The organism is Luethyella okanaganae, from assembly GCF_042660285.1.
Lineage (GTDB): Bacteria > Actinomycetota > Actinomycetes > Actinomycetales > Microbacteriaceae > Luethyella > Luethyella okanaganae.
Map to the genome: position 1 here is coordinate 216172 of NZ_JBHSTP010000002.1, position 16965 is coordinate 233136.

The window sequence follows — 16965 nt, forward strand, 5'->3', positions numbered from 1 at the left end:
TCGGCGTCGCTCAGCCGGTTTCGACAGGCTCGACCGACGGGAGAACAGGCTGGACCGAGGGGGAGACAAGCTCGGCCGGAATCGCGGTCCCGGCCGAAGGGGCGGCATACTCGATCACCACCGAGACGACCACGACCCGCCGAAACCGGCTCTCGGTGCTCGACGTGCTCGAGAGCGAGTCCATCCACATCATTCGCGAGGTCGTGGCCGAGTTCGAGCGACCGGTGCTGCTGTTCTCCGGCGGCAAGGATTCGGTCGCCGTGCTGCATCTCGCCGCGAAGGCGTTCTGGCCGGGCCGGGTGCCCTTCCCGGTGCTGCACATCGACACCGGGCACAACTTTCCCGAGGTCATCGCGTTCCGGGATGCCACGGTCGGGCGCCTCGGCCTGCGCCTCGAGGTCGCTCGCGTGCAGGACTACATCGACGACGGCCGTCTCCAGGAGCGTGCCGACGGCACTCGCAACCCGCTGCAGACCCAACCACTCCTCGACGCGATCGCCGCGGGGCGCCATGACGCCGTGTTCGGCGGCGCGCGCCGCGACGAAGACAAGGCGCGGGCGAAGGAACGCATCCTGAGCCTGCGCGACGAGTTCGGCCAGTGGGATCCGCGCAACCAGCGCCCCGAGCTGTGGAACCTCTACAACGGCAGGCACACCGTCGGTCAGCACGTGCGTGCCTTCCCGATCAGCAACTGGACCGAACTCGACGTCTGGAGCTACATCGAGCGCGAGGGCATCGAACTGCCGCCGCTCTACTTCGCCCACGAGCGCGAGGTGTACCGTCGCGACGGCATGTGGCGCGCCGTCGGCCCCGTCTCGGAACCGCGCGCCGACGAGAAGGTGGAGATCCGCTCGGTGCGTTACCGCACCGTCGGTGACATGAGTTGCACCGGCGCCGTCGAGTCGTCTGCGGCATCCGTCGCCGACGTCGTGCGCGAAGTCGGGCGCTCCCGCCTCACCGAGCGCGGGGCCACCCGTGCCGACGACCGCATCTCGGAGGCGGCGATGGAAGATCGCAAGAAGAACGGATACTTCTGATGCCGCAGACTCACGACCTGCTTGAGGACTCACCGTTGATCGAGGATGCCACTCCGCCGGCTGGGAACACCGCTCCACCGGTCGAGCCCGTCGAAACCTCGGCGACGACTTCGACGAGCTCGATCAACGTCGAGACAGGCTCGGCCGGCGCGCAGACAGGCTCGGTCGGCGCGCATGCCGGCGCATCCAACCTCCACGCTTCGACACACTCGTCCGAGATGCCGTCGAACGCGCTCGACGCACCTGCAGCCCCCCTCGACGCACCGTCGATCGCACACACCAAGCCCACCGGCCGATCACCGCTCCGCTTCGCATCGGCCGGCTCAGTCGACGATGGCAAATCGACCCTCGTCGGCCGGTTGCTGCACGACTCGAAGGCGATCCTCGCCGACCAGCTTGAAGCGGTGGCGCGCACCTCGGCCGAGCGCGGCTTCGGCGGCGACGCCGGCGGCCTCGACTTCGCGCTCCTCACCGACGGCTTGCGGGCGGAGCGCGAGCAGGGCATCACCATCGACGTCGCCTACCGCTACTTCAGCACAGGTCGGCGATCGTTCATCCTCGCCGATTGCCCCGGTCACGTGCAGTACACGCGCAACATGGTCACGGGCGCGACGACGGCCGACGCCGTCGTGGTGCTCGTCGACGCACGCAGGGGAGTGCTCGAGCAGACCCGTCGGCACCTCTCCGTCGTGCACTTGCTGCGCGTTCCGCACGTGATCGTCGCGGTCAACAAGATCGACCTGCTCGGCTATGACGAGAGCGCATTCGCAGACGTCGCCACCGAGGTGCGAGATGTCACGAACGAACTCGGGCTGGACGGGGTGCACATCGTTCCCGTATCCGCACTCGAGGGCGACAACGTCGTCGACCGCTCGCCGAACACCCCCTGGTACGACGGGCCGGCCCTGCTCGAGCTGCTCGAGGAGCTGCCGGCGATCGACGACCTCGAAGCAGGGCCAGAGGACTTCCGTTTGCCCGTGCAACTCGTGATCCGCCCGCAGGGCGCCCTCGCCGTGCCCGCCGAGGAGGCGGGAGCCTACCGCGACTACCGCGCGTATGCAGGACAGCTCACCTCGGGGTCGGTGAGCGTCGGAGACGAGGTAAGCGTGTTCCCCGGCGGCGCGACGACGGTCGTGACGGGCATCGATGTCGCGGGAGCCATGCTCGACGAGGCGGTTGCCCCGCAATCGGTGGCGCTGCGCCTGCGCGACGAGCTCGACATCGCGCGCGGCGCCGTCATTGCGGCATCCGGAACTCTGCCGAACCCCCGGCAGGACGTCGATGCGGCACTGTTCTGGCTCGACCAGCGACACCTCGCGCCCGGTGCGCGGCTGCTCATCAAGGCCGGAACCGCGACGGTCCAGATGCTCGTGAGCGAGATCACGGGACGCCACAACCTCGACACCTTCACCATCGAGGCGGCCGACCGGCTCGACGCCAACGACATCGGGCACGCTCGACTGCGACTGGCCTCCCCGCTGCCGCTCGAGGACTATGCCGTCAATCGGCGGTCCGGCGCCTTCCTCGTCATCGATCCCCAATCCGGCGCCACTCTGGCTGCCGGCATCACCCTCACTCAACCGTAGGAGGCACCCATGAGACGCCGCACAGCCATCATCGAAACAGCACTCGGACTCGCCGCCGCAGTAATGCTGTGCGGCTGCGCTGCTCTCGCCAACGCCACCCAAGCCGGCTCTCCGGCCTCCTCAGGGTCGACGAGCGCCGGAACGGCCGCCGCTGAGCTGCGCCTCGGCTACTTCGCCAACGTGACCCACGCACCGGCGCTCGTCGGCGTTGAGGAGGGGTTCCTGCAGGACGCCCTCGGCGACACCCGGCTGAGCACGCAGGTGTTCAACGCGGGTCCGGCGGCGATCGAGGCACTCAGCGCGGGGGCGATCGACGCCACCTACATCGGTCCGAACCCCGCCATCAACACCTTCATCAAGAGCGGAGGCGCATCGGCGGTCGTCGTCGCCGGTGCGGCGAGCGGCGGCGCGGCCCTCGTCGTGCGCGAGGGCATCGATAGCGCCGACGACCTCGCCGGAACGACCATCGCGACGCCGCAGCTCGGCAACACGCAAGATGTCGCCCTGCGCTCCTGGCTCTCCGCCGAGGGCTACACCACCGACACGATGGGCGGAGGGGATGTGCATATCACCCCGACCGAGAACGCCCAGGCGCTCGCCCTGTTCCAGTCGGGGCAGCTCGACGGTGCCTGGCTGCCGGAACCGTGGGTCTCCCGGCTCGTGCTCGAGGCGGGCGCCCACGTGCTCGTCGACGAGGCCGAGCTCTGGGACGACGGCTCGTTCCCCACGACGGTGCTGCTCGTGAACAGGCAGTTCTTCGACGCGCATCCGCAGACGGTGCGCGACCTCGTTGCCGGGCACGCGGCATCCGTGACCTGGCTGAACGATGATCCGGATGCCGCGGCAGCCTCGATCAACGCGCGCCTCACCGCGGACACGGGCAAGGCCCTCTCCAATGAGGTGTTGCAGCGGGCGCTCCACCACGTGAGTTTCACGACCGACCCCGTCGCAGCCGCCTTCCCCCAGCTGCTCGAGGCCGGGGTGACGGCCGGGACCGCCAAGAAGGGCGAGCTCGATGGGCTCTTCGCGCTGTCGATTCTCAATGCGCTACGCGCCGACGCCGGTGAGGACCCCGTCTCGGCCGGCGGGCTCGGAACGGAGTGAGCGTGGGCACGCAGCCGGCGATCACCGTGAGAGCGCTCGGCAAGCGCTTCGGCACGGCTGGGCTTCCTGCGCTCGACGACGTGAACCTCACGATCGAGCGCGGCGAGTTCGTCTGCCTGCTCGGCGCATCCGGTTGTGGCAAGTCGACGCTGCTCAACATCATCGCTGGCCTCGAACAGCCGAGCAGCGGCTCCGTAGAGCTGGCGAGCGGCAGCGCCGCGGTCATGTTCCAGGAGTCCGCGCTGTTTCCCTGGCTCACCGCTCGCCGCAATGTGGAGCTCGCCTTGCGTCTGCGCGGGGTACCCCGTGGTGAGCGCCGCGCGCACGCGCTCGAGCTGCTCGACGTGGTCAACCTCGCGGACGCCGCGGAGAAGCGCCCACACGAACTCTCTGGTGGCATGCGTCAACGGGTCGCACTCGCGCGGGCTCTCGCACAGGACCGTGAGGTGCTGCTCATGGACGAGCCGTTCGCCGCCCTCGACGCCATCACGCGCGACCTTCTGCACGAGGAGCTCGAGCGGGTGTGGCGCGAGATGTCGCGGACCATCGTGTTCGTGACCCACAACGTGCGCGAGGCCGCCCGGCTCGGACAACGCGTGGTGCTGATGTCGAGTCGGCCCGGCCGCGTCGTCAACGAATGGCGGGTCGCCGACAACGGGCCCCGCAGGATCGAGTCGCCAGATGTCTCGCGTCTGTCCATCGAGATCACCGAGCAGCTCCGAAAGGAGATCCGCCGCAATGCCGCATGACCTGTCGCTCGTGGCGCCGACCACTCCTCCGGTTGACAGCGCCCCACCCGCTGAGCCTGTCGAAACCCGGTCGACCACAGATCCTGAGCTCGACCCCGTCTCGCCAATCGACCCTGCCGTGTCGGTTGCCTCCACCGTGCCGGTTGCCTCCACCCCGCAGCCCGAGCCTGTCGAAGCCCCCTCGGCCGCGAACCAAGACCCCGATGAGCTCCGCTCCCTCGAGGCCGGTTTGGACCGTCTGCAGACAGGCACGATCGTCGTGCGGAGCGGCTGGCGCCGGATCCTCGACGGTGTGTTCCCGCCCGTGGTGTTCCTCGTGGCGCTCATCGCCGTCTGGCAGCTCTGGGTAGTGATCGCCCAACCACGCCCCGATCTGTACCCCGGCCCGCTCGATGTCGTGGCGGCGCTCGGCGACGGCTGGCAGAGCGGTCGCCTGCAGCTCGCTGCGACGACGAGCCTCGAGCGTGGCGTCTTCGGATTTCTCATCGCCGTTGCCGTCGGAACCCCGCTCGGCCTCCTGCTCGCAGAGGTCCGCCCGTTGCGACGAGCGGTCGGCCCCCTCATCTCCGGCCTGCAGGTGCTGCCCTCTGTGGCGTGGGTTCCCGCTGCGATCATCTGGTTCGGCCTCACCGACGCCACCGTGTACTTCGTCGTGCTCATGGGCGCCGTGCCCTCGATCGTGAACGGCCTCGTCGCCGGAGTCGACCAGGTGCCTCCGCAGTTGCGCCGTGTTGGAACAGTGCTCGGCGCGAGCAAGCTCCAACTCGCGACGGTCGTCGTGCTCCCCGCCGCCCTCCCCGGCTATCTCGCCGGGCTCAAACAGGGCTGGGCGTTCTCCTGGCGCTCCCTCATGGCTGCAGAGATCATCGCCGTCGGCGGCACGATCGGCTTCGGACTCGGCTCACTGCTACAGCAAGGTCGGGAGCTCGCCGACCTCGCGAGCGTGCTCGCGACCATCCTGCTCATCCTCGGGATCGGAATCCTCGTGGAACTGCTCGTCTTCGCCCCCGTCGAACGGCGCCTGCTGCGCCGTCGTGGGCTGCAGCCGGGAGGCACACGATGACCGAGCTCTACCCTCTCGGACTCAAGGTCTCCGGTCGCCCCGTCCTCGTCGTGGGCGGCGGACCCGTCGCCGCTCGCCGCGCGGCTGCTCTCATCGCCACCGGTGCACTCGTCACGGTGGTCGCTCCTGAAGCCGGCGCGGAACTGCGCGCGCTCGCGAGCACCGGCGCACTCAGCTGGCGGGCACGCCCCTACCGCACGACCGACCTCGAGGGCGCGTGGCTCGTGCACACGGCCACCGGAATCCGGGACGTCGACACACGGGTCGCGACCGAGGCCGAAGCCGCACGACTCTGGTGCGTCGATGCCTCCGACCACCGCGCATCGGCTGCCTGGGTGCCGGCGGTGACGCGCCGCGACGACGTGACCGTGAGCGTTTCCGCCGGCGGCGACCCCCGCAGGGCCATGGCCATTCGCGACGCGGTGGCTCACGCGCTCGACACAGGTGAGCTTCCTCTGCGCCGCCACCGTCGGCCGACCGCCGGGTCGCGCACAGCGCTCGGCACCACCGCACGAATCGGATCCCCATCGGCGGAGGAGCCTCCGCCGCCGGTGGAGCCCGACATGTCGGTCGAGCCCCGCACGCCGACTGAGCCTGTCGAAACCAACATCGCAAACTCTGATTTCGACAGGCTCGATCAGCGGACGGGCACGCAGGATCAGCTGACGGACGCGCTTAGCCGACGGACAGGCACGCACAGCCAGCCGACAAGCGCCCCCGGCAGGCGAGTCGCCGCCGCCGGTGGCCGCGTGTTCCTCGTCGGCGGCGGCCCCGGCGATCCTGGACTCGTCACCGTGCGCGCCCGCCGCCTGCTCGCCGAAGCCGACGTCGTCGTCGCAGACCGCCTCGGCCCCCGCTCGCTGCTCTCCGAACTCGGGCCAGAAGTGCTCGTGATCGACGTCGGCAAACTGCCCGGCCACCATCCCGTGCCGCAGGACGAGATCAACGCTTTGCTCGTCGAGCACGCCAGCGCCGGAAACATCGTCGTGCGCCTGAAAGGCGGCGATCCCTACGTGCTCGGGCGCGGAGGCGAGGAGGAACAGTTCTGCCGCGCCGCCGGCATCCCCGTCGAGGTCGTTCCTGGTGTCACGAGTGCTATCTCGGTGCCCGCAGCAGTCGGCATCCCGGTGACCCACCGCGGGGTGGCGAACGGCTTCACCGTCATCACCGGACACGAGCAGCTCACCGCCATCCCCGGTGGGCGCGATCACACCGTCATCCTGCTCATGGGGGTGAGCGCCCTCGGCACCAGTGCAGCGGCTCTCGCCGCAGGAGACCGCGGAGGAGAATGCCCCGTCGCCGTCGTCGAAGACGGCTACGGCCCCAGACAGCGCGTGACGATCGGCACACTCGACACGATCGAAGCGCTCGCCGCGGAACGCGGCATCCGTTCGCCCGCCGTCATCGTGATCGGCGACGTCGTAACCCTCAGCCCGCACGCTCAACACTCCCGAATCCCTCGAAAGGCACTCGCATGACCCGCCCTCTCCGTGTCGCCATCATCGGTGCCGGCCCGGCCGGAATCTACGCCGGCAACATCCTCAGCAGATCGGTGCACGACATCGGCGGCGAGGTGTCGATCGACCTTTTCGAATCGCTGCCGGCACCATACGGCCTCATCCGCTACGGCGTCGCTCCCGACCACCCGCGCATCAAGGGCATCGTCAACTCGCTGCACGAGATGCTCGACTCCGGCAGCATCCGCCTGATCGGCAACGTCACCGTCGGTGTCGATGTGACGGTCGACGAGCTGCGGGCCTACTATCACGCGGTCGTCTTCGCGACGGGAGCGATCCGCGACGCCGAGTTGGACATTCCGGGCATCGGCCTCCCCGGCTCCTGGGGCGCCGCCGACCTCGTCTCCTGGTACGACGGCCACCCCGACGTGTCCCGCGAGTGGCGGCTCGACGCCACCGACGTGGCCGTCATCGGCAACGGCAACGTGGCCCTCGACGTCGCGCGGGTTCTGGCGAAGCACCCGGCGGATCTGCTCCAGACAGACGTCCCTGCCAACGTCTTCGCGGGTCTGCAGGGCTCTCCCGTCACCGACGTGCACGTGTTCGGCAGACGCGGACCGGCACACGTGAAGTTCACGCCGATCGAGCTGCGCGAGCTCGGCGAGGTTCCCGATGTCGACATCGTCGTCTACGACGAGGACTTCGTGCTCGACGAGCACGCCGAGCAGCTACTGGCCAGCAACAATCAGGTGAAGGTCATGGTGCGCACCCTCAACGGCTGGCGCGCACGGGAGAGGGGCGCGGCATCCCGCCGCCTGCACCTGCACTTCCTGCACAGCCCGGTCGAGATCTATGGCGACGGCCGCGTCGAGGGCATACGGTTCGAACGGAACGCACCGCAGGGCGACGGTTCGGTGCGCGGCACCGGCGAGCTCGTCGACTACCCCGTGCAGGCGGTCTACCGCGCCGTGGGCTACTTCGGCTCGCCCGTGTCCGGAGTGCCATTCGACGAGCGCGCCGGGGTCATCCCCAACGTCGGCGGGCGGGTCACGCATGAGAACGGCGCACTGCTGTCCGGCCTCTATGCGACCGGCTGGATCAAACGCGGCCCCGTCGGCCTCATCGGCCATACCAAGGGCGACGCGATGGAGACGATCGCGAACCTCGTCGCCGACCGCGAGACACTGCCGCAACCCGTGGACGCCGACCCCGCCGCGATCGTCGAGCTGCTCGACAGCCGCGAGGTGCGACACACCTCCTGGGAGGGCTGGCTCGCGCTCGACGCCCACGAGCGAGCCCTCGGCTCCGCCTTCACCGAGGAGGCCGGCGGCACGGTGGTGCGCGAACGAGTGAAGGTCGTCCCGCGCGACGAGCAGCTCGAGATCTCGCGCGAGGGAGCATTGGTCGCCCCATGACCTATGTCATCGCTCTTCCGTGTGTGGATGTCAAGGATCGTGCGTGTGTGGACGAGTGCCCGGTCGACTGCATCTACGAGGGCGAGCGTTCGCTCTACATCCACCCCGACGAATGCGTCGACTGCGGAGCCTGCGAACCCGTCTGCCCCGTCGAGGCGATCTACTACGAAGACGACCTCCCCGAGCAGTGGGCCGACTACTACACCGCCAACGTCGAGTTCTTCGACGACATCGGCTCACCCGGCGGCGCAGCCAAGATCGGCGTCATCGCCAAAGACCACCCCATCATCAGCGCACTCCCACCACAGAGCCACTGACGATGACAGATCCGAATCGCGTGGACACGCTCGTCGTCGGAGCCGGTCCAGCAGGTCTCTCGGCCGCCCTCAACCTGGCACGAGCCAGGATGCGGGTGCTCGTCGTCGACAGCAACCGGCCGCGGAACGCGGCGACGATGATCTCGCACGGCTTCCTCACCCGCGACGGCATCCCGCCGCACGAGTTGCGGCGCATCGCGCGCGAGGAGCTCGGGGCCTACCCCGAGGCCGAGATCGTGCAGCGCTCGAGCGTCGTCGGCATCCGCCGTATCGACCAGACGGGTGCCGCCACCGACGCGGATTCCCACCCGTTCCTGGCCACCGTGCGTGGCGGCACACAGGCTGGCGACCGGCTCGTGCTCGCCCGCACGGTGCTCGTCGCGACGGGCCTGCGAGAGACGCTGCCCGCGCTTCCGAGCATCCGCGCGTTCTACGGCATGAGCCTGTTCAGCTGCGTCGCCTGCGACGGCTACGAGCAGAGTGACCGCCCTCTCGCTCTCATCGGCGAGACGCCCGACCTGCTGGCCCGTGCGCTTCTCGTCTCCCGCTGGAGCAGCGACCTGACCGTCTTCACGAACGGGTTGGCCGAGCTCGAAGCCGGTGATGAGGAGCACCTCGCACACCGCGGGATCCGCGTCGAACGTCGCGCGATCGACGATCTCGAGGGCGAACGCGGCAGCGTCACGGCCGTGCGCCTCGTGGACGGCGAGCGGGTGCCGATCGACGGCGGCTTCGTGCGGCCCCTGTGGCACCCTGTCGTCGACGCGCTCGCTGAGCTGAATCCGGCGTGCGACGACGACGGACACCTCGTGACCGACCGTGACGGCCGCACGAGCCTGCCAGGAGTCTATGCGGCGGGCGACGTCGCGGCCCCAGGACCTCAGCAGCTCATCGTTGCCGCCGGAGCGGGTGCACGCGTCGCGTCGGTCATCACTCAGGACCTGCTGGGAGTCTCGACGTCGCACTGACGACATCCGCACCCACGCACCCACGCACCCACGCACCCACGAGTGTTGCCGTTTCCGACGAGAACGTCCAGTAAACCGGACACCCTCGTCGGAAACGGCAACACTCGCGAGGGGACACGCGGGTGCCCCGACGCAGAGGTGCCCCCACGCAGAGGTGCCCCGACGCAGTCCGCGTCAGGTGATGCGCGTCGCCTCGACGTGTTCCGTGAGCTCCCAGTTCGAGCCGCCGTCATTCGAGACCCAGCCATCCCACACATACGAGTCCGCCGTGATCTCGCTGAAGTTCCAGCGGATGGGCCGCTCGTCGGTCTGTGTTCCGTCCTGACGAATGCCGCCACGATAGCTCGTGGCGATCAGGTGGCAATACTCACCCGTTTTCGGCGAGAAGAAACTCACCCGCCACGCGCCGGCGAGCGGATCGTAGACACGCACGCCGGTCGCGACCGTCTCCCTCTTGCCCTGCTCCGTCTCGACGACCTCGATGTCCTGCACGGCACGCCCGTCGAGGATGAAGGCGACGATCCAGGTGAACTCACGGTCGTGCCATTCCCCCGTGGCCTCGTCGAGCCGGTGCCCTCTCGCGGCCCAGGAGCCGACGAGCTGGCCGAAACGCCTCATCCGCGCCGGGTACTCGCTTGTCGCATCCTCGGAGACGAGTGCCTCGGTGAACGGAGATCCGGCTGCGGTCGTCATGACCCGATTTTACCTGCGACAGGTTTCCGGCACATGACAGACGAGAAACGGACCAACCGCAGCCGGGCAGGTCGGAACGCGACGCCCCGATCGCCGTCGGGGTGCTCCCAGAGGGGGGGTGCGCCCAGAGGGGGGCGGGAGTAGCCCGGCGGCGCGTCGGTCGAGTCGAGTAGCTCGCCAGGCAGACGCAAGTGGTCAGGAGCGATGACGTCGTCGTGAGCGAGGAAAGCCACGTCATCACCGCGCGCGTCGCGCGGGCGACGCTTGCGGTTTCCATGGCCGAAGCCCGGACCCTTGGGCAGCTCGAACCATCGGATGCGGACATCCGAGTAGGAGGCGCCGACCTCCGCCGTGTCGTCGGTGCAGCCATCGCGACGACGGGCAGCTCGAAGTCGGGCTTGTCTTGGGCGAAGCGCTCGCGATGGCGATATGCAGGGTCTCCGGCCGATTGCGGGTCAGCGACCGCGCTCAGTCGCCGGACGGTCCGGCCTGACTGAGGCTCACATCCGTGCGATGGAAGTTCTGGAAGGAACGCGACGCGGTCGGCCCGCGCTGATCCTGGTAGCGGGAGCTGTACTCGCTCGAGCCGTAGGGCTTCTCGGCCGGTGACGAGAGCATGAAGAAGCACAGCTGGCCGATCTTCATGCCGGGCCACAGCTTGATGGGCAGGGTCGCGACGTTGCTCAGCTCGAGGGTCACGTGGCCCGAGAAGCCGGGGTCGATGAAGCCGGCGGTCGAGTGGGTGAGCAGGCCGAGACGGCCGAGCGAGCTCTTGCCCTCGAGGCGCGCGGCGATGTCATCCGGCAGGCTCACGAGCTCGAACGTCGAGCCGAGCACGAACTCGCCGGGGTGCAGGATGAACGGCTCGTCCTGCTTCGCCTCGATGAGACGGGTCAGCTCGGGCTGGTCCTCCGCTGGGTCGATGTAGGGGTATTTGTGGTTGTCGAAGAGCCTGAAGTAGCGGTCGAGCCGCACATCGATGCTCGACGGCTGAATCATCTCGCGATCGTAGGGATCCAGGCGGATGCGAGCTGCGGCGATGTTGGCGGTGATGTCCTGGTCCGAGAGAAGCACGGTGCCAGCCTAGCGGCGGCGACCGGGCCCCGTGCCGCGGCCGTGTTGCTGTGCAGCCGCGCCGCCGCTCTCCACCCTGCAGCCCCCACCCACTGGAGTCCCGCCGCTCGAGACCCCGCCGCTCGAGACCCACACCGCCGGTAGAGCCTGTCGAGCACGTCGAGACCCCGCACCTATCGAGCCCCACCGCAGACCGAGCCGGACCCCGGTGGTCGAACCGGTCGAGACCTCCGCCCCGCGCACCGACCTTGCTAGGATGGTCTCCGTTCCTAGTCCGGCGACGGATGCGGGGCACGCGGATGTAGTTCAATGGCAGAACTTCAGCTTCCCAAGCTGATAGCGCGGGTTCGATTCCCGTCATCCGCTCTTTGCGATGTGTCTCAGGACGTTGTGAACGGTTGAACCCCGGATTTTAGGGGTTCAGCCGTTTTTTGTTTGCCTTGGTATTCCCGGTCGGGGGATCCCTCTCGGACGTGAGTCGACGTGGGGCTGCAACCCTCGATCATCGGTTAGGAGGTCCCTGCTTGGGGTTCGGCAGCGGCGGAAGGAAGCCGACCGGTGAGGAACGGGCGCAGGATTACCGCCGCGGTCGCAAGGAAGGCGACGCAGGTGATTGCGACGACAGCATCCGGCAGCGGGTTCACGGAGAGGATGGTCGTGAAGTCGGCGGCGGCGTGTACCAGCACTAGCGGAAGCACCCAGCGGAAGCGGTACTGGAACGCCGCCAACCCGATGCCGTAACACGCGGAGACGAGAACGTTGAGGAGGACATCGTCGGCCGTGCGTGCGGTGGTGGCTAATGCTGAGAGGTGCTGGAGGCCGAAGAGGGCGCCGGTGAGCGCGACGGCACCGGCGGGGCCGAAGGAACGCCGCATCCGCTCCAGCACAACGACGCGGCTGATGAGCTCTTCGTTCAGACCGACGAGGAGCAGAGTGAGTGCCCAGAGCCCGAACCCGGGCGGGCGCTCGACGAGACCGCTCGGCACCGCCCACAGCAGCACCTCGACAACGAATGGCACCAGGAACAGGGCGGCGGCTCTCCCCCGCCACAGCGAGAACAGGCCGGACGCGCGCCACTGTCCGCGCACGGTCACGAGCACAACGGCAAGGAGTACGCATGCGAAGTTGACGGCGAGCCCGAGGTGCCAGCCCGAGATTCCCAGCAGCGGCGCGAACGCGAAGGCTCCCATGATCGCCCCGAACCGAAGGACGTGCACTGCCGCGCCGAATCCGAGCGCCCGCCAACGATCAACTGTCACCCGCGCACGCTACCAGACCGTAGTGCCCTGTCCGTGAAGTAGTGCCCTGTCCGTGAATGCGGGGAGACGGGTCATGCGAGGTCAGGGAGATGCCCATACCGTGCCGGATGCCGTGATCCTCACGACGGCACCGCCCCAGCGCGAGGGGTGCCCTGCCAGTACCCGTTTCATCAGGGACTCCCGCTCGCCAATGAAACATCTTTGACTTGTCGTAATCGAAGTCGTACCAGAAGGTCATACCAGAAGAGGGAGATACACATGTTTCATCACAGCCGCAATCGGTCCGCGTTCGTCACGCAGGTTCAGCGCGCGTTCGCATCGTTCGCACCGCTCCCCGTGGCTATCTGGGCGTTTCAGACGACCCGGCCGACGAGATCGAGAAAAGTCGGGGTCGACTGGGATCTGGCGTTGGGCCGGCTCACCTCGAACGAGATGCCGTGAACCTCTATGCCTCTGAAGGCAACTTGTCCTCACCCGAGGTCTTGTTCCGTCAGCGCGGATGGATGCTGACCCCGCGATCATCGCGCGGACCGGCGACACCCTGGTCATGACCGTCTTCCGCCGAGGTGCGCGCCGAATTCAGCCGAGGTCACCAAGTGCCTTCGAGAAGAGGTCGCTACACCAGTAGAGCGAGCGATGCGGATCGCTTGGCGACGATCGGGCGAAGGCCGTGATCGATCGAGTAGCGGCCTGCTCCCGTCAGGATGATCGACACGCACATCGCGATCAGGATGAAGTTCAGCTCCCACCCTCCTGTCGATGTCTCGACGAAGAACCCGTTCGGCCCGTTGAAGACAGCGACGGCCACGGCCATGTCGATTGCGATACATGCTGCGGCAATCTTGCTGAGGAACCCGACCGCGAGGGCGATCCCCCCGGCGAATTCCACGAGTGCGACGGCGATCGCCCAGAGCGTGGCCGGTTGAACAGCAAGCGACTCGAAGAATGCCGCCGTGCCGGGGATTCCTCCTCCCCCGAAAGCGCCGAACAGCTTCTGTGATCCGTGGGCGACGAAGATGAATCCGAGGACCAGCCGCAGCACCAGCGGTGAGGCATCGTTGGCCATGCGAATTGCGGTCGGTTCGGGAGTGGTGGTCGTTGTCATAAAGGTTCCTTCGCGTCTCGCCGGCGCCCAGCACGCGTTATGCAACCGCCTCGATGTGCCAGTGCCGCCGTATGGAAATCGGTGAGGCGGCAGTTGCTACGCTGCCACCTGGAACTGGGATGAGCGTGTGAAGCGGTTGAGTAGACGGTACGTTGCGCAGACTCGCCTCAGTTGTCGTCGAAAGAACAGTCCTTGCCGACGAACGCACCCATGGCCAGCTAGACACGCTCGGTGTGCCGATGGCGCGGGCCGCGAATCTCCGTGACCCGCAGAGTCCACAGACGGCTCCGATTCAGCTCGTACCTGGAAAGATCAGCCTCGGCGAACGCTGAGGGCGCGCCAGCCGTCAGGTATCTGTGCTCTCGCCGCGGCGAGAGCCGTCGGTTCATCGACACCATCCGCCTCAACCACGACAGACTCACCCGAGGCGGGATTGGTCGCGATGATGCTCACCTTCACGGCTCAAAGCTACGCCGGACTCTCGCGCAGTGAAAGCGTGATGTCATCCGACCGCGACGGTTCCGGCTCATTCGCCTCGGTCGAACCACGGTCGACGTACCTGCTGAACAGACGCGCTCGCGACGCGCGGCCAGCATCCCAGCCTGGTTCACGTCGATCGCCGCGCACGCCGCCCCATAGGCGGCCTCGAGGAGAACCGCCCGGCCGTGATCGGCGCCGCCGGAGTCGAACCGCCGTCACCACGCCCGCAGCCGAACTCCTCCGTTGCGTGCCTGCTCGGGTTTCCCGATCGCGATAGGCGGGACGAGCGCGGTACGGAGGGACGTGGGCGGCAGTACGGAGAAGGGCGCGTATGGCACGCGAACAGTGCGAGGGCGACTCGGAGATCTGCTCGATGCCGCGGTCCCGTCGGGCATGGCCCCCGAACGTGGGAGGTGTACCGCACCTCACCGCGAGCTGAAGGACAACCATGCCAACCGACATCGACGAACCTTGTGAGCTGAACGACGATGACACGATCCTCTGCGCAGTGCGCGCGGGTGACCTCTCCGCCTATGGCGAGCTGTGGCGTCGCCACCGAGCCGCCTCGCTGACCCTGGCCCGAGCCTGCTGGCCGTCCGCCCCCGAGGACCTCGTGTCGGAGGGCTTCACCGCCGTGCTCGCCGCCATCCGCGCAGGCGTCGGGCCACGGTATGGCTTCCGGACCTATCTCTTCGCCGTGCTCCGGCGGCTCGCCGCCTCTTGGGCTCGGGCGAGGCGCGAGACGACTATCGACTTCGCCGACGAACTCCCCGCACCCGGCGATTCGGGTTGTGATCCGGAAGAGCACGCAATCGTGGCCGACGCCTTCCAGCGGCTGCCCGACCGCTGGCAGCTCGTGCTGCGGCTGTCGGTCGTCGATGGACTCAGCCCGAGCCTCATCGGAGAACGTCTCGACATGACGGAGAACGCAGTCGCCGCGCTGACCTTCCGCGCCAAGGACGGGCTCCGACGGTCCTGGGTCCGCGCACAGCTTCCGGAGCGACCCGGCTCACCCGAGCACGTCTGGGCCATGGACCATATCGTCCCCCATGTCCGCTCCCGACTTCGACCGCTCGAGGCGAGACGCCTGCGCCGCCACGTCGATGCGTGCGCGAGCTGCGCCTCGGCTCTCTCCACGGCCGCGAAGCTGTGGCACTGGGTGGCGGCCCCGATTCCATCACTGAGACTGAGAGCGCCGAGGACTCCGAGGGCGTCGCACCGATCGGAGCTGCTGCTCGGGGACGAATCAGCCGATCCCGAGCGCGGCGTAGGGATCGATGCCGATCACGACCTGCGAGAGCGATGGCGGCTCGATGACCGGTGGCTCATCCAGCTCCTCGAGCCTGACATCGGTCCCCGAGCCGTCGCCACGCAGTGACTCGACGCGGCTCACTCGCACACCGTCCGATACCGCATCGATCGTCAACCGGGTGGTCTCGACCTCATCCTCGTAGACGAAGATATGCGTCGTGCCCTCTCTCACGACGCCGATGGGCTGTTCCAGCGCGTTCGCGGAGGCGACCGTCTGCAGGAACAGCCCGAAATCGGCGAACTTGGTAAGCTCGGTTCCCAACGAGCCGGGCACAGGAACGTAGCCGTGGCTCGCGGTCTGCGCCGGCGCATCCGGCAGTCCGAGCCCCATCCAGTATGGGGCGGGCGCACGCAACCACACCATGCTCTGAGCGGCTATCACGTCTAGGACGATGCCACCGCTATCGATCGTGCCACGCCAGGCGAGGAGGTCCCCGCGGACCTCCGCCTCGCCCGCGAGGGTCGTGCCGGCGAGGGTCGCCTGCAGGGTCGCCTGCATGCCCTTGCCGTTGGAGAGGCGTGCACGGGCCTGCTTTAGAAGGCCGAGATCCTCCGCTCCCGGCCGGGGCGCATCCTCTGAGGCTACCGAGGAAGTCGGCGTTGCAGAGCCGGGCGGCGCGCACCCGCTCAGCGCGACGACCGCAAGTGCGGCGACGCCGCCGAGGAGGCGTCTCATCGGACGTCGCCGCCGAGAAGCGGGGCGAGGTCGAGAGAGCAGCGACTCTCTATATCGGCTCGGGCACTCTCAACCGCAGATATCACCGTGAGACGGAGATCGCCGAGCGCGCTCAGAACAGCCTCGGTCAAGAGGCTGCCCCCGCTGACTTCCAGCCCCTCAACGGCAGCGCCGGTCAGCTCGGCGGCCTTCGCCCAGTTCGCCGCCTGTTCCGGAACCTGTGAGATCTCGGCGAGGCGCGCATAGGCCTTCTGAGACTGGGCGAGCACCCCTTGGAAGCTCGCCTGCGCCGCCTCTCCACTCAGCGAACCCATCGCCGTATCGATCTCGATGAGCGAGCGGAAGGCCGTGCAGTCGTCTTTCGCGTTCAGCACGGCCGAGTAGTCGCCCCCCACCTCCTTGTCCTTTTCTGGCGCTGCCGAAGTAGGCGGCTCGGGCGTCGGCGTCAACGAGGCCGACGCGCTCGGCGTCCCCCGGTCGTGAGGCTTCTTCGACTCCGGCTCGCTCGAACATCCCGTCGCGGCCGATGCAACGATCACTCCGGCCGCGACAGCCGCGATGACTCTTCCCCTCATCATTTCGGTTTCCCTTTCTTCACTCGATTGTTTGGGACGGAGTCCCCACGGTGGGGCGGAGGTCGAAGCCACCCGCCCCACCGAGGAGACGCGCCA

General features: G+C 68.1%; 16 protein-coding genes and 1 tRNA gene. 11 read left to right on the top strand and 6 right to left on the bottom strand.

Going from position 1 to position 16965, the window contains the following annotated elements; translation table 11 throughout:
- The first annotated feature begins 113 nt into the window (after nucleotides 1-113).
- From cysD to ACFQB0_RS08740, 9 genes are read left to right on the top strand one after another with little or no spacing between them, the layout of a single operon-like run.
- Nucleotides 114-1037 carry a sulfate adenylyltransferase subunit CysD gene (gene cysD, locus ACFQB0_RS08700; protein ID WP_386731523.1) on the top strand — a complete coding sequence of 308 codons (924 nt, stop codon included), beginning with the start codon at nucleotides 114-116 and terminating at the stop codon, nucleotides 1035-1037.
- On the top strand, nucleotides 1037-2623 hold the full coding sequence (locus ACFQB0_RS08705) for a sulfate adenylyltransferase subunit 1 (protein WP_386730257.1): 1587 nt from the start codon (nucleotides 1037-1039) through the stop codon (nucleotides 2621-2623). Before cysD ends, ACFQB0_RS08705 begins: the two co-directional genes overlap by 1 nt.
- Nucleotides 2624-2632: 9 nt before the next feature.
- On the top strand, nucleotides 2633-3727 hold the full coding sequence (locus tag ACFQB0_RS08710; protein WP_386730259.1) for an aliphatic sulfonate ABC transporter substrate-binding protein: 1095 nt from the start codon (nucleotides 2633-2635) through the stop codon (nucleotides 3725-3727).
- A 2-nt stretch (nucleotides 3728-3729) separates the two neighbouring features.
- Nucleotides 3730-4476, top strand: a complete 747-nt coding sequence (locus ACFQB0_RS08715) for an ABC transporter ATP-binding protein (protein ID WP_386730261.1) — start codon at nucleotides 3730-3732, stop codon at nucleotides 4474-4476.
- A complete protein-coding gene (locus ACFQB0_RS08720; RefSeq protein ID WP_386730264.1) occupies nucleotides 4466-5539 on the top strand; it encodes an ABC transporter permease in 1074 nt (357 codons plus the stop codon). Before ACFQB0_RS08715 ends, ACFQB0_RS08720 begins: the two co-directional genes overlap by 11 nt.
- Nucleotides 5536-7017: a uroporphyrinogen-III C-methyltransferase gene (cobA, locus tag ACFQB0_RS08725; protein WP_386730266.1), complete on the top strand. Its 1482-nt coding sequence runs from the start codon at nucleotides 5536-5538 to the stop codon at nucleotides 7015-7017. Before ACFQB0_RS08720 ends, cobA begins: the two co-directional genes overlap by 4 nt.
- On the top strand, nucleotides 7014-8411 hold the full coding sequence (locus ACFQB0_RS08730; protein ID WP_386730268.1) for an FAD-dependent oxidoreductase: 1398 nt from the start codon (nucleotides 7014-7016) through the stop codon (nucleotides 8409-8411). The genes cobA and ACFQB0_RS08730 overlap by 4 nt, the downstream gene beginning before the upstream one ends.
- Nucleotides 8408-8728, top strand: a complete 321-nt coding sequence (fdxA, locus tag ACFQB0_RS08735; protein ID WP_386727262.1) for a ferredoxin — start codon at nucleotides 8408-8410, stop codon at nucleotides 8726-8728. Before ACFQB0_RS08730 ends, fdxA begins: the two co-directional genes overlap by 4 nt.
- Before the next feature lie 2 nt (nucleotides 8729-8730).
- Nucleotides 8731-9696, top strand: coding sequence for an NAD(P)/FAD-dependent oxidoreductase (locus ACFQB0_RS08740; protein WP_386730270.1), 966 nt, complete (start codon nucleotides 8731-8733; stop codon nucleotides 9694-9696).
- Nucleotides 9697-9870: 174 nt separating this feature from the next.
- Here ACFQB0_RS08740 and ACFQB0_RS08745 read toward each other — a convergent pair whose 3' ends face one another.
- The gene (locus ACFQB0_RS08745) at nucleotides 9871-10389 is read right to left on the bottom strand and encodes a hypothetical protein (protein WP_386730272.1); all 519 of its coding nucleotides are present in this window, start codon (nucleotides 10387-10389) and stop codon (nucleotides 9871-9873) included.
- 468 nt (nucleotides 10390-10857) lie between these two features.
- Nucleotides 10858-11463, bottom strand: coding sequence for a dCTP deaminase (dcd, locus tag ACFQB0_RS08750; protein ID WP_386730274.1), 606 nt, complete (start codon nucleotides 11461-11463; stop codon nucleotides 10858-10860).
- A 295-nt stretch (nucleotides 11464-11758) separates the two neighbouring features.
- On the opposite strand from dcd, the gene ACFQB0_RS08755 reads away from it, so the two are divergent.
- Nucleotides 11759-11829 (top strand) — tRNA-Gly (locus tag ACFQB0_RS08755).
- A 143-nt stretch (nucleotides 11830-11972) separates the two neighbouring features.
- Here the strand turns inward: ACFQB0_RS08755 and ACFQB0_RS08760 are convergent.
- From ACFQB0_RS08760 to ACFQB0_RS08770, 3 genes are all read right to left on the bottom strand, one after another.
- A complete protein-coding gene (locus ACFQB0_RS08760) occupies nucleotides 11973-12722 on the bottom strand; it encodes a CPBP family intramembrane glutamic endopeptidase (RefSeq protein WP_386730277.1) in 750 nt (249 codons plus the stop codon).
- A gap of 616 nt (nucleotides 12723-13338) precedes the next feature.
- Nucleotides 13339-13827 carry a DoxX family protein gene (locus ACFQB0_RS08765; protein ID WP_386730279.1) on the bottom strand — a complete coding sequence of 163 codons (489 nt, stop codon included), beginning with the start codon at nucleotides 13825-13827 and terminating at the stop codon, nucleotides 13339-13341.
- Between the two features lie 312 nt (nucleotides 13828-14139).
- The gene (locus tag ACFQB0_RS08770; RefSeq protein ID WP_386730281.1) at nucleotides 14140-14286 is read right to left on the bottom strand and encodes a hypothetical protein; all 147 of its coding nucleotides are present in this window, start codon (nucleotides 14284-14286) and stop codon (nucleotides 14140-14142) included.
- Nucleotides 14287-14755: 469 nt separating this feature from the next.
- Between ACFQB0_RS08770 and ACFQB0_RS08775 the strand changes: the two genes are divergently transcribed.
- Nucleotides 14756-15685 (top strand): RNA polymerase sigma factor, encoded by a 930-nt coding sequence (locus ACFQB0_RS08775; protein ID WP_386730282.1) that lies wholly within the window; start codon nucleotides 14756-14758, stop codon nucleotides 15683-15685.
- Between the two features lie 605 nt (nucleotides 15686-16290).
- Here ACFQB0_RS08775 and ACFQB0_RS08780 read toward each other — a convergent pair.
- Nucleotides 16291-16872, bottom strand: coding sequence for a hypothetical protein (locus ACFQB0_RS08780; RefSeq protein ID WP_386730285.1), 582 nt, complete (start codon nucleotides 16870-16872; stop codon nucleotides 16291-16293).
- Between the last annotated feature and the right edge of the window lie 93 nt (nucleotides 16873-16965).